Below are 15,017 nucleotides of genomic sequence, written 5' to 3' on the forward strand. Positions count from 1 at the left end.
CTGAGAGATAGGGATACAGCAGAGCTGAGGCAAACCCAAAATCTGGAAATGAACCTTCGATAAAATCGATGGGCGGTCGCCTACTTCAAAGACGCTGCAACAGCGCGTCCATCTGGTCGGCGGCCGCATTCCAGCCCTCTTCAAAACCCATCTCCTCATGGGTCCGCTTGTCCTCCGCCGTCCAGTGCAAGGCCCGCGCCACGTATTTCGTGGCTCCGCTTCCGGCATCCTCGAAGGTGACATAGCCAGTCAGGAACGGACGACCGCCCGGAATCCAGCCCTCGCGGAAAGCATCAGTAAAGACCAGCCGACGGTTGGGCACGACATCCAGAAACACACCGAGATTTTCGTAAACCTCGCCTGTCGGCGCATGCATGGTGGTGTTGAAAGCGCCGCCGGGTCGCAGGTCTATGACGGCCTGCGAGGTCTGATAGGGCAGCGGTGCCCACCACTGGATCAGCAGTTCCGGGTCAGCCCAGACCTTGAAGACCTTTTCCGGTGCCGCGTCGATGATGCGGCTTATCGACAATTCATGCTCGGCAATATCTGGCATCTGCGGCCCCTCTCCCCTGAACAGGAACCAACATACATTATTTCAGCATATTCGATAATAGCCTGACAGGAGGGCCCTTCAGGCACTATGCACAGGTCTGCCGGGCTGAGGCAGACGTGTCTGCGATCGAGAATCGTATCGCGCGATGCCGCAGACGAGACCCAGATACGCCCAATAATACATCAAGGTGATTGTCGGAGACGATACCCAGAACAGAAAGACGGCGTAGGCTCCCGCCCGAAGGAGAGGATGGGGGCAACGTCTGACAATGCGGAAAATCGTGAAGAGGAAGGCTGCCAAAAACAGCACACCTACGAGACCGAGCTCAGACAGCGTCTCGGCATAAACATTGTTCGGGATCGCTTTCTCTTTATCGACCGCATAGTCGTTGCGCGCAAAATCCCAGCGCAAGCGCCCCGGTACATTGAAGCCATATTGAGAAATTCCAACGCCGATGAAAACATTGTCCTGAAACATGCCCAAGGCTTCAAGGGCCGTGTTGGTTCGGTCGCTCAAGGACGAGTTGTCACTGTCATCGGTTATCTTGTCGAGAACGAAGATTTCTATCAAAGGCGCGCCGACGATCATCAAGGGTATGATGATGAACAGAACTTTGATCTTCGCCATCGCGTCTTTGCCCTTGAGCATCCAGTACAGCCCAATCGCGGTCAGGCCCAACAGTGCCGTGGTCGAAAACGTCAAAAGTGCTGCTGATAACAGCAGATAGGCACGCCATTTGTGCCGTCTGTGGCAGGCCAACAAAAACGACAGGACGAAAAACGGCCCGCCATAATTGCCCTCCAGAAACGTCGCAGCTCGGTAGAGGCGCATGCCTGCCAAGTCGATCATTTGAGGATTGTCCGGCATGCCTGGAAGGTTTGGCAACGCCATCCCGGCCAAAGACATCAGGAACAGCACAAAATGGACGCAGGCCGCGATGATCGCGCCGGTGACCCACAGATCAATCGCACGCCGGGGCTGGAAGTAAGCAGCATAGGCCACGAGATTGAGCCCGAGTACGCATATCAGCAGATAAGCACATTTCGTCAGGCCGTCGACCTCAGGTGACCAACGCGCAAGATGGGGAAAATCACCCACATTGTCCAAAACTCTCAGATCGATGAGAAGCGCGATCACGCAATAGAATGTCAGGAGTATCCCGAAGATCAGGACGGGGACATCGAAGACATGAATGCGCAGCGTCGCGACGGCCGTTAAGCCCCACAAAATGATCGCGATTTCAAAGATCTTGAGAGGAAAGATGAAATTGACCGTGAACAGCTGCATGAAGGGCAGTGACACGATGAGAACAAAGGCTGCCCATGGTACGGCACCATTGAACCCGGTCTTCAAGGCGGTCGGTTGCTGACGGGTGCTGGATGGTGGGTGCGCAACGCTGCTCATGCTGCCATCCCCTTTCTCGCTGCTGCGGAAAGGAGATCGGCTCTTAAAATCACCCCGGCCATAACCAGTATCAAACCGGTCAGCCCACCAATAAAAGCCATCATGTTGCGCGGTGGACCTGCTCTGCGCAGCGGATGGGAGGCGGGGCCGATGACCTGTGGTTGCTCCTGCGTCAAACCGGCCTGTTCGGAAAGCTGGCGCGTTCTCAACAGAAACTCCTCATAGACGGCGCGCTCGGAGGCAAGCTTTCGCTCAAGCTCCCGCATCGTCACCATCGTTGTGTTGTTCTCGTTCAGATCGCTTTTCAGTCGATTGAGTTGAGCGGAAATAATGGTGTTTTGATTCTTGAGCTTCAGCACATTCTGCGAGGCGGCTTGCGCGTTGTTGCGTAACTCTCCATTCAGGATTTCCGCAATGGCGCGGCTGCGCTCTGCCGCCTTCAAAAAAGTGGGATGTCGCGTACCCACAGAGGTTGCGAGCACATTTTGCTCCTCTCTGCTTTCGTTGTAACGGGCGCGCAGTTGAACAATCGCTCTCGTGAGGTTCGCATCCGGCACAGCAGGTTGGTAGTCGAGATCAGTCCTTGCCTTGTTTAACTCGGCTGCAATCGTCTGCTGCTCGGATATCTGATCTGCCAATTGTGAGATTTGGCTATTGAGCGCAGTGATTTGACCTGCCGTATCTGACTGGCCATTAAGAATTGTAATGTTGTGCTCAGATCGATAAGCGTTGACTGCACGATCGGCATTTTCAACTGCTACCCTCAGATTATCCAGCTGTGTCGCCAAACTGTTGCCAGTGCGGCGAAACATGTCTGCGGAGCTTTTCTGCTGCACTTGAAAGTAGCTGTCGGCAATCTGGCTTGTTATCCGGGTGGCGCGTTCAGGCTGTGTGTCGGTGACTTTGACCTCAATGATATAGCTGTCACCAACGCGCTTTAGTTTTACCGCATCCCGCAGTTTCTCGATGGCGAGCGTAGTCCTGCGCGATTGATCCGGATAGTGAGGTGCGGCGGCACCGAAGTCAGGATCATCATACAGCCTCTCGCTCTCCACCACCCGTCGCAGCACGAGATCCGAAACAATAACCGCCTGTTGGCTCAGCACGTACCCATCGACAGCCGGTTGCTCCTCCACCTTGCGTAAATCGGACGTAAAAACACGATTTCCGTCCGGATCCAGAAGAATTTGCGTGTAGACGAAGTAATAGTTGGGGATCAAAAATGAACCCGCATAGGGCAATGCCGCACACAGCACGGTAACGACCAAAACCCACAGTCGTCTCTGCCATAAGACGAAGACGATATCCGCGAGCCCGATCAAGCCGCTGTAAAATGCTCGACGATGTCCGAAGATGTTATCGGCTGCGTTTGACATTTTGCACCGCGAGAAAAAGAGAGGGCGGCAATAACGGCCTGCTGATCTGCATTGCGCGTAAATGATCCGTCACCAGCGCAGAAAATCTACCCAACATCCCCGGTTTACCAGCCCATTGTTTGCAGCGTCGCCCGAACGCAAAACGACATTCCTGCAATTTTAATTCAATTGCCGAATTTAAGGCGCAACCCATTAAGAAATGGTGTTGCCTGACAAGGCATAGACAATTGTGATGTCGTGATCTCGCAGAACCTGCGAGATCACCATGGCCCAGGCTGGCGTCAGACTTTACTCAATGTCCTTTCCACCGCGTTTCGCCAGCCTTTGATCTTGCGTTCGCGCGTCTCGTCATCCATTTGCGGCTCGAAACGCTGGTCACGCGACCATGCGTCGGAAAATGCCTTCATATCCGGCCACACACCCGCCTTGCTGCCCGCAAGCCATGCCGCACCGAGTGCGGTGGTTTCCAGAATGACCGGGCGGTCCACCGGCGCGTCGATGAGGTCGGAGAGACGCTGCATCGTCCAGTCGGACGCCACCATGCCGCCATCGACCCGCAGAACCGTGTCGCCATTGGCGTTTTTCCAGTCCTTGTGCATGGCGTCCAGCAGATCGCCGGTCTGGTAGCAGACGGCTTCGAGTGCCGCGCGCGCAAACTCCGCCGGGCCCGTGCCGCGCGTCAGCCCAAACATCGCGCCGCGTGCATCCGCATCCCACCAAGGCGCGCCAAGGCCGACGAAGGCTGGCACCAGATAGACATCCTGAGAGGGGTCGGCCTTTTCGGCCAAAGCCCCGGTTTCCGAAGCGGAGCCGATGACCTTCAACCCATCGCGCAGCCATTGCACGGCGGCACCGGCCACGAAGATCGAGCCTTCCAGCGCATAGGTTGTCTTACCATCCAGACGATAGGCGATGGTCGTTAGCAGCCGGTTCTTGGAGCGAACCATGTCTTTGCCGGTATTAAGAAGCGCAAAGCAGCCTGTACCATAGGTGGATTTCAGCATGCCGGGTTCGAAACACGCCTGCCCTATAACGGCTGCATGCTGGTCTCCTGCCACGCCGAGAATGGGGATAGGCGCACCGAACAGTTCTTCATCGGCCACGCCGAATTCAGCCGCGCAATCCAGCACCTCTGGCAGAACCGATGGCGGCACGTCGAGGATTTCCAAGAGCTGTTTGTCCCACACGTTCTTTTCGATGTTGAACATCAGCGTGCGCGAGGCATTGGTGGCATCCGTCACGAAGGACTTGCCACCCGTCAGCCGCCAGATCAAAAACGTATCGACCGTACCGAAGCAAAGCTCGCCCTTTTCGGCCCGCTTGCGCGCGCCCTTGATCTTGGAGAGAAGCCAAGACAGCTTGGTGCCGGAAAAATAGGGGTCGAGCAGTAGGCCGGTTTTCTTGACGAAGACCTTTTCATGGCCGTCTTTTTTCAGCTTTTCACAAAGCTTGGCGGTGCGTCGGTCCTGCCAGACGATAGCATTGTGCAGTGGCTTGCCGGTGTCGCGCTCCCACAGCAGCGTGGTTTCGCGCTGGTTGGTAATGCCGATGGCGGAGATATCCGAGGCTTTCAGCTTGGCTTTTTCGAGTGCTTGCTTGATGGACCAGACGACACTTTCCCAAATTTCCTCCGGGTCATGCTCCACCCAGCCTGAGTCTGGAAAAATCTGGCGGAACTCCTTTTGTCCCGTGCCTGCCACCTGCATGGAGCCATCGAAAACAATGGCACGCGTCGATGTCGTGCCTTGGTCGATGGCGAGAATATAGCCGCCCATTCATGCCTCCCGGAATTCAATGTCGCGCAAAACAATATGTGCAGCCCGTAATGTCAAGTGATCGCGTGTTCGCCCTCATGTCAAATAAGATTGCCAGTTCCCCCGGTTTAAGCATAACCTGATGTAAAGCGTTGCAACGTTGGGTAAAAAGGGGAACGCATGCATCGGACAGTGATCGTAACAGGCTCCACCAGTGGTATTGGCCTGGCTATAGCGCAAGCCTTCGCCAATGATGGCTGCAACGTGATGCTCAATGGCTTCGGCGACGAGCGTGAGATCGAAGACACTCGCCTCCTGATGGAAGCGGAAAGCGGCACGCGTGTTCTCTATCACCCGGCCGACATGGCCAAGCCCGACGAGATCGCCGATCTGATAAAGACCACCCATGAAAAGCTGGGTTCGGTGGATATTTTGGTCAACAATGCCGGTGTGCAGCATGTAGCACCGGTGGATGAGTTTCCGCCAGAAAAATGGGACCAGATCATCGCCATCAATCTGACCAGTTCTTTTCACACCATGCGGGCTGTCATTCCACTGATGAAAGAGGCAGGAAAAGGCCGTATCATCAACATCGCCTCGGCCCACGGCCTCGTCGCCTCGCCCTATAAATCTGCTTATGTCGCGGCAAAACATGGTATTATCGGCCTGACGAAATCCGCCGCACTTGAGCTTGCCGAAACCGGAATTACCGTCAACGCCATCTGCCCCGGCTATGTGCTGACATCTCTGGTGGAAAAGCAGATACCCGACACGGCCAAGGCACGCGGCATCAGCGAGGACGAGGTGAAGAACGATGTTCTCCTGCGGCTGCAAGCGACGAAAGAATTCGTGAAGGTCGAGGATATCGCAGCAACCGCGATCTTCCTGGCCAGTGATGCGGCCAAGCAAATCACCGGCACGCATATTTCCATCGATGGCGGCTGGACCGCCCAATAATCAAAACGCATACGAAGGCACGGCATGAAAGACGCAATCAGCTTCATCCTCAACAACGAGACGGTTTCTCTGAAGGATTTCGGTCCGACGGAGACATTGCTCGATTATCTGAGGCTGCAAAAACGATTGACCGGCACTAAGGAAGGCTGTGCCGAAGGCGATTGCGGTGCCTGCACCGTGCTGGTCGGACGGCTGATGGATGGCTCGCTACGCTATGAAACCGTCAATGCCTGCATTCGCTTCACGGGCTCACTGCACGGCACCCATATCGTCACCATCGAGCATCTGGCGGGCAAGGATGGCGTTCTGCATCCAGTGCAGCAGGCAATGGTGGATTATCACGGCTCGCAGTGCGGCTTCTGCACGCCCGGCTTCGTCATGTCGCTCTATGGCCTTTGGCTGACGAGTAACAAGCCATCGCGCGCGGACATCGAAAAGGCCTTGCAGGGCAATCTCTGTCGCTGCACAGGCTACGAGCCGATCATTCGCGCCGCCGAAAGCGTGACGGCTGCCAAGCCAAGCACACTGTTCGACCCGATAGAGCGGGACCGCGCCAGCATCATGTCTCGCCTCTGGGCCATCCAGATGAATGAGACGATCGTCGTAGCCAAGGATGACTGTCGCTCAATCATCCCTTCCAATCTCTCGGAATTCGCGCAAGTCTATGCCGCTGAACCGAAAGCAACGATCGTCGCCGGCTCCACCGATGTCGGCCTGTGGGTAACGAAGCAGATGCGGGCGCTGAATCCCGTCATCTTCATCAATCACTTGAGCGACCTGCAATCCATTTCGGTTGAAAACGACGGAATTTCGATAGGCGCTGGCGTGACTTACGCCCATGCCTTCACCGTTCTGGCGAAGCACATTCCACCCTTCGCCCGCCTGATCGACCGTATCGGCGGCCAGCAGGTGCGCAATATGGGCACCATCGGCGGCAACATCGCCAACGGTTCGCCCATCGGCGATACGCCACCGGCGCTGATCGCGCTGGGTGCCACGCTCACTGTGCGCTCCGCGTCCGGTAGCCGGACCATGCCGCTCGAAAAATACTTCATCGACTACGGCAAGCAGGACCGTTTCGCGGGCGAATTCGTGGAGAAGATTTTCGTGCCTATCCCCGCTGCCGATACGCAATATGCGATCTACAAGATTTCCAAACGTCGCGATGAGGATATCTCGGCGCTCTGCGCTGCCTATCATCTGAAGCTGGATGAGGCTGGAGCCGTTGAAGCCATTCGCATCGCCTTCGGCGGAATGGCGGCAACGCCGAAGCGGGCCGGAACACTGGAAAAGGCGCTGATGGGTCAACCTTGGAATTCTGAGACCATCGAGGCAGTACGCGATACAATCGATGAGGATTTCCAGCCGCTGACAGACTGGCGCGCTACCGCCGAATACCGGATGCTGACGGCGAAGAATTTGCTGACGCGGTTCTTTCTGGAAACATCCGGCGAGCGCCAGGAGTTGCAGCGCTTCGAGGAGATGGCGTGATGATTGGCAACACTTCCCTCCTTGCTGAAGCGCTTGACTATGCCAAGAGATCGCGGTGTCTTTCTTCTCCCCGCCGGGGAGAAGGTGGCCCGAAGGGTCGGATGAGGGGGCCAGCTCTCCTGATACATCTACCCTTGCCCCCTCATCCCGCTGCCGCGACCTTCTCCCCCTCGGGGAGAAGGCGGAAAGCGGCGCGGTCGCACTCCAAATGCGACTTGCCTACCCTTATTTCTATGCCCCGGCTCCTACACAACCGAAAGCGGGAGGCCTGACCCATGGACACCAACACCTTCGAGCGCACCAAAACCGCTGTCGATGGCAAGATGCACGCATCGTTGCGGCATGATTCAGCGCACAAGCATGTCACCGGAAGTGCCGAATATATCGATGATATTCCCGAACCCGCAGGTATGATCCACGGTGCCATGGGTATGGCAGACCGAGCGCACGCCAAAATCGTTGCGATGGACCTGTCAGAGGTGGAAGCCTCGCCCGGAGTTCTCTGGGTGATGACGGGCAAAGATGTGCCCGGCGAAAACGACGTGTCCTCCGGCGGGCGTCACGATGAGCCGTTGCTGGCGGAAAAGCTGGTGCAGTTTCACGGCCAGCCGATCTTTGCCGTGTTTGCCGAGACCCGCGACATTGCCCGCAAGGCAGCGCGCAAGGCTAAGATCACCTACAACGACCTACCGCACTGGAGCGATATCGACAGCGCCATGGAGAATGGCGAGCCGCTGGTTACGCCGGGCATGACGCTCCAACGTGGCGATGCCGAGCTGGAGATGGACGTCGCCCCGCGCCGCCTGACCGGCACGATGCGCATTGGCGGGCAGGAACATTTCTATCTCGAAGGCCACATTGCTATGGCGGTGCCGGGTGAAGACGATGAAGTGACCGTGTGGAGTTCCACCCAACACCCCAGCGAAATCCAGCACATCGTCAGCCACATTCTTCAGATACCATCCAACGCCGTGACCGTGCAGGTCCGGCGCATGGGCGGCGGTTTCGGTGGCAAGGAAACGCAGGGCAATCAGTTTGCAGCCCTCTGCGCCATCGCCGCGAAGAAGCTGAACCGTGCCGTCAAAATGCGCCCTGATCGCGATGAAGACATGACCGCGACAGGCAAGCGCCACGACTTCCGCGTCGATTACGAGCTGGGTTTCGATGACGAAGGCCGCATTCACGCGGTGGACGCCACCTATGCCGCCCGTTGCGGTTTTTCTTCCGACCTCTCCGGCCCGGTCACGGATCGCGCACTCTTCCACGCGGATTCAAGCTATTTCTATCCGCATGTAAAACTGCAATCGAAGCCCTTGAAAACCCACACGGTTTCCAACACGGCCTTCCGTGGTTTCGGCGGCCCGCAAGGCATGCTGGGGGCAGAACGCTTCATCGAGGAAATCGCCTATGCGGTGGGCAAAGACCCGCTGGAAATCCGCAAGCTGAATTTCTATGGCCAGCAGGGGTCGAACAGAACTTTGACGCCCTACCATCAGGAAGTCGAAGACAACATTATCGCCCGCATTGTCGAGGAACTGGAAACCTCCAGCGATTATCAGGCGCGGCGACAAGCGATCATCGACTTCAACAAGACCAGCCCTGTTATCCGCAAGGGCATTGCGTTGACGCCAGTGAAATTCGGCATCTCCTTCACCATGACCGCCTTCAATCAGGCCGGGGCGCTGGTGCATATCTATAATGATGGCTCCATCCACCTGAACCATGGCGGCACGGAAATGGGCCAGGGCCTTTATACCAAGGTCGCCCAGGTCGTCGCCGATGCGTTTCAGGTGGATATCGACCGCGTCAAGATCACCGCCACGACCACCGGCAAGGTGCCGAACACGTCAGCCACCGCAGCCTCTTCCGGCACCGATCTCAACGGCATGGCGGCCTATGATGCGGCACGGCAGATCAAGGAACGGCTGATCAAATTCGCCATGGAAAAATGGAATGTGGGCGAAGATCAGATCACATTCCTGCCGAATCGCATTCGTGTGGGAACGGAAGAAATCGCCTTCAACGACTTCATCAAACAGGCCTATTTCGCCCGCGTCCAGCTTTCCGCCGCAGGCTTTTACAAGACGCCGAAAATCCACTGGGACCGCGCAGCCGGCAAGGGCACGCCGTTCTATTATTTCGCTTATGGCGCATCGGCTTCAGAAGTCTCCATCGATACGCTGACCGGCGAATATATGATGGAGCGCACCGATATTCTCCACGATGTCGGCAAATCGCTGAACCCGGCCATCGATATCGGCCAGGTCGAAGGTGCATTCGTGCAGGGCATGGGCTGGCTGACGACAGAGGAATTGTGGTGGGATGCCAAGGGGCGACTGCGCACCCATGCGCCCTCCACCTACAAGATACCACTGGCCTCCGACCGTCCGAAAATCTTCAACGTAAAACTGGCGGAATGGGCCGAAAATGCCGAGCCAACTATTGGCCGTTCCAAGGCCGTCGGCGAGCCGCCCTTCATGTTGGCGAACTCGGTGCTGGAGGCTCTGTCGATGGCGGTGGCGAGTGTCGCGGATTACAAGGTCTGCCCGCGATTGGATGCGCCTGCGACGCCGGAGCGGGTGTTGATGGCGGTGGAGCGGTTGAGGAAGGTGTGAAGGTGAGCGCTGTGGCTAAAGCCCCCCTCATCCGACCCTTCGGGCCACCTTCTCCCCGGCGGGGAGAAGAAACCTGGAGCAACTGCATCGCTTCTTTCTCTGACGTAAAAGAGAAGTGGAAGGCGTCGGCATATCTCTTCTCCCCGCCGGGGAGAAGGTGGCCCGAAGGGTCGGATGAGGGGGCACGCGCCAATGCCTGACGCCTCTCTCACCAAATTCCTCGAAGCCACCACCATCCTCATCGAAATCAGCTCCGTCAAAGGCTCCGCCCCACGCGAGGCTGGCACCTTCATGCTGGTTTCGAAAACGGAGATATGGCAAACCATCGGCGGCGGGCAGTTCGAATATATGGCCATCGATCACGCCCGCGCCATGCTGGCGGGCAAGACGATCATCGACACCATGGACATCCCGCTCGGCCCGGAGATCGGTCAATGCTGCGGCGGGCGCACGCTGCTGAAATTCAGCGAAGTCACGCGCGCAATCGCCGAAGGGCTGGAGCAGCGGCTGGCGCGGGAACATCAATCCCAGCCGGCAGTCTTCATCTTCGGCGCGGGTCATGTGGGCAAGGCTCTGGCGCAGGCACTGTCCCTGCTCCCGTTCTCCATAACCGTTATAGAAACGCGTCGAGAAGAACTGGCCGGATTGCCTGAAACCGTCTCATCCCACCTCACCGCCATGCCCGAAGCGATGGTGCAAACCATCCCCACAGGCGGAGTGGTCATCATCGTCACCCATGATCACGCGCTGGATTTCCTGATCGCCAAGGAAGCGCTTGCCCGCGACGATCTGGCCTATGTCGGCATGATCGGCTCCAAGACCAAACGCGCCACCTTCGCGCATTGGCTGGATCGCGAAGGCCTTCCAGACAATGCGCTGGAGCGACTGGTGCTGCCCATCGGCGGAAACACAGTGAAAGACAAACGCCCCGCCGTCATAGCGACCTTGGTAGCAGCCGAATTGCTTCACGCAATTCATCGCTTTGCCGCGCCCGCCCCGGCCCGATCCGATCACGACCATCCAGCAGGCCAAGATCACGCTTGATGTGGTCTTGCATTTCGTCTTCCTGAGACGGGCTCATTCCAATCGATTTTTCGGAAAACCAGTCCAAAATCCAGGCACGCGCAAATAACCGTGGCAAGACGCTGAAAGCGGCTGTACGCATATCATTTCTCCAAAGTTCTTTTGATGCTATGGAGAAGAGATGCGCCTGTTTTCATGGAAAAACCAATGAAACTTCTGACGATATGGATAAAGAGACCTTATCCATGAAGCTATCCCGCAACGTCCCTTTGAATGCCATGCGCGTGCTGGAAAGTGCTGCCCGTCACCTCAGCTTCACCAAGGCTGGCGAAGAGCTGGGCATGACGCAGACGGCGGTGAGCTATCAGATCAAACTGCTGGAGGACTTCGTCGGCGCGCCGCTGTTCCTGCGCAAGCCGAGACAGGTGGCGCTAACCCAGACGGGGGAATTGCTGGCAGGCCGCGCTACGCAAGCCTTTGGAATTCTGGCGACAGCCGTAGAAGAAGCCCGCAATAGAACAGCAGATGTTCTGATCATCTCCTGCACCACGACATTCGCGCACCAGTGGCTGGCCAAACGCTTGGGCGTGTTTCAGGCGCGTCACCCCAAAATTTCGGTGCAACTGGCGCTCTCCAACGAGATCGTGGATTTTTCCCGTACCAATGTCGATATCGGCATTCGCTGGGGCAGAGGCGATTGGCCGGGCCTGATCGGTCGTCGCATCATGCGGCTGGATTTCGCACCTGTCGTCAGCCCAAAGCTGGCAGAAACCATCGGCGGGCTGAAGCACCCGACCGATATTCTGAAACTGCCCATCATCAGCCCCAATGACCGTTGGTGGAAACACTGGTTTGCCAAGGCGGGAGTGACGGAAACCGATCTCGACAGTCGAACCGGTAGTGACTTCGGCATCCAGAATCTCGAAGCGCAGGCGGCCCTCGCGGGTCACGGTGTCGCCATCATCAATCCGGTGCACTTTGCCGAGGAGATAACATCTGGCCGCCTGCTGCAACCCTTCGACCTGGTCTGCAATGATGGGCATGACTACTGGATCGTCTATCAGGAGGGCCGCCGCAAGGTCGCCAAGATCAAAGCTTTCAGTGAATGGATGGAGGAGGAGTTTCCGACAGAGACATGAGGGCTACTGTTTACCCTCAACAAATCTGTCGGTTTCGCAGGTTCCCTCTTTTCTGACGCTCGAAATTCTCGCACAGTGCGGTGCAACGTCAGGGGAACATAATGTACGAATATGCCATTGCGTGGGAATGGATGGCCTTTGCCGTCCGCTGGCTGCACGTCATCACCGCCATTGCCTGGATTGGCTCGTCCTTCTACTTCATCGCGCTTGATCTGGGACTGGTAAAACGTGCGCATTTGCCGCCCGGCGCTTATGGCGAAGAATGGCAGGTGCATGGCGGCGGCTTTTATCACATCCAGAAATATCTGGTCGCGCCAGCCTCGATGCCCGAACACCTGACATGGTTCAAATGGGAAAGCTATGCCACATGGCTCTCCGGTTTCGCCATGCTCTGCATCGTCTATTACGGCGGCGCGGATCTGTTTCTCATCGACCATTCCGTACTGGAGCTCACGCAATTTCAGGCCATCTGTCTGTCGCTGGCCTCATTGGCGGTCGGCTGGGTATTTTATGATCTGCTGTGCAAATCGCCCATCGGCAACAACACCTGGGGCCTGATGGCCGTGCTCTACATTGCGCTGGTGGCGATGGCCTGGGGTTATACGCAGGTGTTTACCGGCCGCGCGGCGTTCCTGCATCTGGGTGCCTTCACCGCCACCATCATGTCGGCCAATGTCTTCATGATCATCATTCCCAACCAGAAGATCGTCGTCGCCGACCTCATCGCTGGCCGCACGCCGGACCCGAAATATGGCCGCATCGCCAAGCAGCGGTCACTGCACAACAACTATCTGACGCTGCCTGTCATCTTCTTCATGCTGTCGAACCACTACCCGCTGGCCTTCGCCACGCAGTTCAACTGGGTCATCGCGGCCCTCGTGTTCCTGATGGGCGTCACCATCCGCCACTGGTTCAACACCACCCACGCCCGCAAGGGCAGGCCGACATGGACGTGGCTGGTCACAGTGCTGATCTTCATCGTCATCATGTGGCTCTCCACCGTGCCAAAGATACTGACGGGTGAGCAGGCAGAGAAAGCTGCAACGCTGTCCACAACTCAGCAGCTTTTCGCAGCCGATGTGCATTTCGCCTCAGCGCGGGATGTGGTGCAGAGCCGCTGTTCCATGTGCCATGCGGCAGAACCCGTCTGGGAGGGCGTGCCGTTCACACCGAAATCGGTCAAACTGGAAACCGATGCACAAATTGCAGCCCATGCACGGGAAATTTATTTACAGGCAGGCCGCAGCCATGCCATGCCCCCCGGCAACATCACGGCGATAACGCCGCAAGAACGCAAGGTGCTGACCGCTTGGTACGAGAGCGCCCTGTCCCAAGGGAAAACGGAATGAGCATGCTTCTACTGCGCGGACGTCTTTTGAGCTTCAAACGCGCACCGCACTCCATCGATGACACCGACAGTTATCTCTATATCGAAGATGGCGGTCTGCTGATCGAGGACGGCAGAATCAGTGCGATCGGTGACTACGCCGACATCCGCAAAACCACGCATGATGACATCGAGGAAAAAGATCACCGTCCGCACCTCATCGTCCCCGGTCTGATCGATCTGCACATGCATTTCCCACAGATGCAGGTCATTGGCTCCTATGCCGCCAATCTTCTGGAGTGGCTCAATACCTATACGTTTCCGGAGGAATGCCGCTTCGTCGAAAGCGCGCATGCGCAACGCATCGCCACGCATTTCTATGATGAACTGATCCGACACGGCACCACGACGGCGGCTGCCTATTGCTCAGTCCACAAGACGTCCGCCGATGCTTTCTTTACAGAGGCCATGAAGCGCAACATGCTGATGGTCGGCGGCAAGGTGATGATGGACCGCAACGCCCCGCAAGGCCTGCTGGATACGCCGGAACTCGGCTACGACGAGACACGCCAGGTCATTGCCGACTGGCATGGCAAAGGCCGCAACCATGTCGCCATCACGCCGCGTTTCGCCATTACCTCGACACCGAAACAGATGGAAGCCGCGCAGGCTCTTGCGCAGGAGTTTCCGGACCTGTTCATTCAGACGCATCTGTCCGAGAACCTGGACGAGATCAAATACACCTGCGAGCTCTATCCAGACGCTATCGATTACACGGACATCTATGTCCGTTACGGCCTGATGGGCAAGAAGACGCTGCTGGGCCACGCCATTCATCTGTCGGACCGTGAAGCGGATGTACTTTCAGAAACCGGCGCGGTGGCTGTCCACTGCCCGACGTCGAACCTGTTTATCGGCTCGGGCCTGTTTCCGATGAAGGCACTGCAACGCCGTGAGAAGCCGGTGCGCATCGCTGTTGCCACGGATATCGGCGGCGGGTCGAGCTATTCCATGCTGAGAACGATGGATGAGGCCTACAAGATCCAGCAACTGCTGGGAGAACGTTTGAACCCGCTGGAAAGCTGGTATCTGATGACATTGGGCAATGCGCAGGCACTGTCCATGGCAGACCGGATCGGGACGCTCGACGTTGGTACGGATGCCGACATCACTGTGTTGAATGCTTCGTCCACACCAGCCATGGCGCTCAAGATGGAAGTCGTCAGAAACCTGACCGAAGAACTGTTTCTCATGCTGACCATGGGTGACGACCGTACTGTAGTAGAAACTTATATTGCAGGCACCGCAGCCAAAAGTATTATTTAATCTATAGCAGACTGAAGAGTAACAACGTTAAACAACGGAAACAAATTTAATT

General features: G+C 57.0%; 11 protein-coding genes. 7 read left to right on the plus strand and 4 right to left on the minus strand.

Annotation, left to right across the window (positions count from 1 at the left end):
* Positions 1–85: 85 nt before the first annotated feature.
* From DSM25558_RS20300 to glpK, 4 genes are all read right to left on the minus strand, one after another.
* On the minus strand, positions 86–553 hold the full coding sequence (locus DSM25558_RS20300; RefSeq protein WP_077106501.1) for an SRPBCC family protein: 468 nt from the start codon (positions 551–553) through the stop codon (positions 86–88).
* A gap of 78 nt (positions 554–631) precedes the next feature.
* On the minus strand, positions 632–1,957 hold the full coding sequence (locus DSM25558_RS20305) for an O-antigen ligase family protein (protein ID WP_077106502.1): 1,326 nt from the start codon (positions 1,955–1,957) through the stop codon (positions 632–634).
* On the minus strand, positions 1,954–3,333 hold the full coding sequence (locus tag DSM25558_RS20310; RefSeq protein ID WP_077106503.1) for a GumC family protein: 1,380 nt from the start codon (positions 3,331–3,333) through the stop codon (positions 1,954–1,956). Before DSM25558_RS20310 ends, DSM25558_RS20305 begins: the two co-directional genes overlap by 4 nt.
* Positions 3,334–3,614: 281 nt before the next feature.
* Entirely contained in the window at positions 3,615–5,108 is a 1,494-nt protein-coding gene (glpK, locus tag DSM25558_RS20315) for a glycerol kinase GlpK (RefSeq protein WP_077106504.1), read from the minus strand.
* Positions 5,109–5,267: 159 nt separating this feature from the next.
* Between glpK and DSM25558_RS20320 the strand changes: the two genes are divergently transcribed.
* The 7 genes from DSM25558_RS20320 (at position 5,268) to guaD (ending at position 14,965) form a co-directional block, all read left to right on the plus strand.
* Complete coding sequence (locus tag DSM25558_RS20320) at positions 5,268–6,044, plus strand: 3-hydroxybutyrate dehydrogenase (protein WP_077106505.1); 777 nt, start codon at positions 5,268–5,270, stop codon at positions 6,042–6,044.
* 24 nt (positions 6,045–6,068) lie between these two features.
* Positions 6,069–7,535 (plus strand): xanthine dehydrogenase small subunit, encoded by a 1,467-nt coding sequence (gene xdhA, locus DSM25558_RS20325; RefSeq protein ID WP_077106506.1) that lies wholly within the window; start codon positions 6,069–6,071, stop codon positions 7,533–7,535.
* Between the two features lie 275 nt (positions 7,536–7,810).
* Positions 7,811–10,150, plus strand: coding sequence for a xanthine dehydrogenase molybdopterin binding subunit (gene xdhB, locus DSM25558_RS20330; RefSeq protein WP_077106507.1), 2,340 nt, complete (start codon positions 7,811–7,813; stop codon positions 10,148–10,150).
* A 192-nt stretch (positions 10,151–10,342) separates the two neighbouring features.
* On the plus strand, positions 10,343–11,194 hold the full coding sequence (xdhC, locus tag DSM25558_RS20335) for a xanthine dehydrogenase accessory protein XdhC (protein ID WP_077106508.1): 852 nt from the start codon (positions 10,343–10,345) through the stop codon (positions 11,192–11,194).
* A 224-nt stretch (positions 11,195–11,418) separates the two neighbouring features.
* Positions 11,419–12,312 carry a LysR substrate-binding domain-containing protein gene (locus DSM25558_RS20340; protein ID WP_077106519.1) on the plus strand — a complete coding sequence of 298 codons (894 nt, stop codon included), beginning with the start codon at positions 11,419–11,421 and terminating at the stop codon, positions 12,310–12,312.
* Positions 12,313–12,413: 101 nt separating this feature from the next.
* Positions 12,414–13,661 (plus strand): urate hydroxylase PuuD, encoded by a 1,248-nt coding sequence (gene puuD / locus DSM25558_RS20345; protein ID WP_077106509.1) that lies wholly within the window; start codon positions 12,414–12,416, stop codon positions 13,659–13,661.
* Positions 13,658–14,965, plus strand: coding sequence for a guanine deaminase (guaD, locus tag DSM25558_RS20350; protein WP_077106510.1), 1,308 nt, complete (start codon positions 13,658–13,660; stop codon positions 14,963–14,965). Before puuD ends, guaD begins: the two co-directional genes overlap by 4 nt.
* Positions 14,966–15,017 lie beyond the last annotated feature (52 nt).

This window comes from Agrobacterium sp. DSM 25558 (genome assembly GCF_900100825.1).
GTDB lineage: Bacteria > Pseudomonadota > Alphaproteobacteria > Rhizobiales > Rhizobiaceae > Agrobacterium.

Coding starts and splice junctions, on each gene's coding strand:
- guaD (WP_077106510.1), top strand. CDS start 13,658: ATGAGCATGCTTCTACTGCGCGGACGTCTTTTGAGCTTCAAACGCGCA.
- DSM25558_RS20320 (WP_077106505.1), top strand. CDS start 5,268: ATGCATCGGACAGTGATCGTAACAGGCTCCACCAGTGGTATTGGCCTG.
- DSM25558_RS20305 (WP_077106502.1), bottom strand. CDS start 1,957: ATGAGCAGCGTTGCGCACCCACCATCCAGCACCCGTCAGCAACCGACC.
- xdhB (WP_077106507.1), top strand. CDS start 7,811: ATGGACACCAACACCTTCGAGCGCACCAAAACCGCTGTCGATGGCAAG.
- glpK (WP_077106504.1), bottom strand. CDS start 5,108: ATGGGCGGCTATATTCTCGCCATCGACCAAGGCACGACATCGACGCGT.
- xdhA (WP_077106506.1), top strand. CDS start 6,069: ATGAAAGACGCAATCAGCTTCATCCTCAACAACGAGACGGTTTCTCTG.
- DSM25558_RS20300 (WP_077106501.1), bottom strand. CDS start 553: ATGCCAGATATTGCCGAGCATGAATTGTCGATAAGCCGCATCATCGAC.
- DSM25558_RS20340 (WP_077106519.1), top strand. CDS start 11,419: ATGAAGCTATCCCGCAACGTCCCTTTGAATGCCATGCGCGTGCTGGAA.
- puuD (WP_077106509.1), top strand. CDS start 12,414: ATGTACGAATATGCCATTGCGTGGGAATGGATGGCCTTTGCCGTCCGC.
- xdhC (WP_077106508.1), top strand. CDS start 10,343: ATGCCTGACGCCTCTCTCACCAAATTCCTCGAAGCCACCACCATCCTC.
- DSM25558_RS20310 (WP_077106503.1), bottom strand. CDS start 3,333: ATGTCAAACGCAGCCGATAACATCTTCGGACATCGTCGAGCATTTTAC.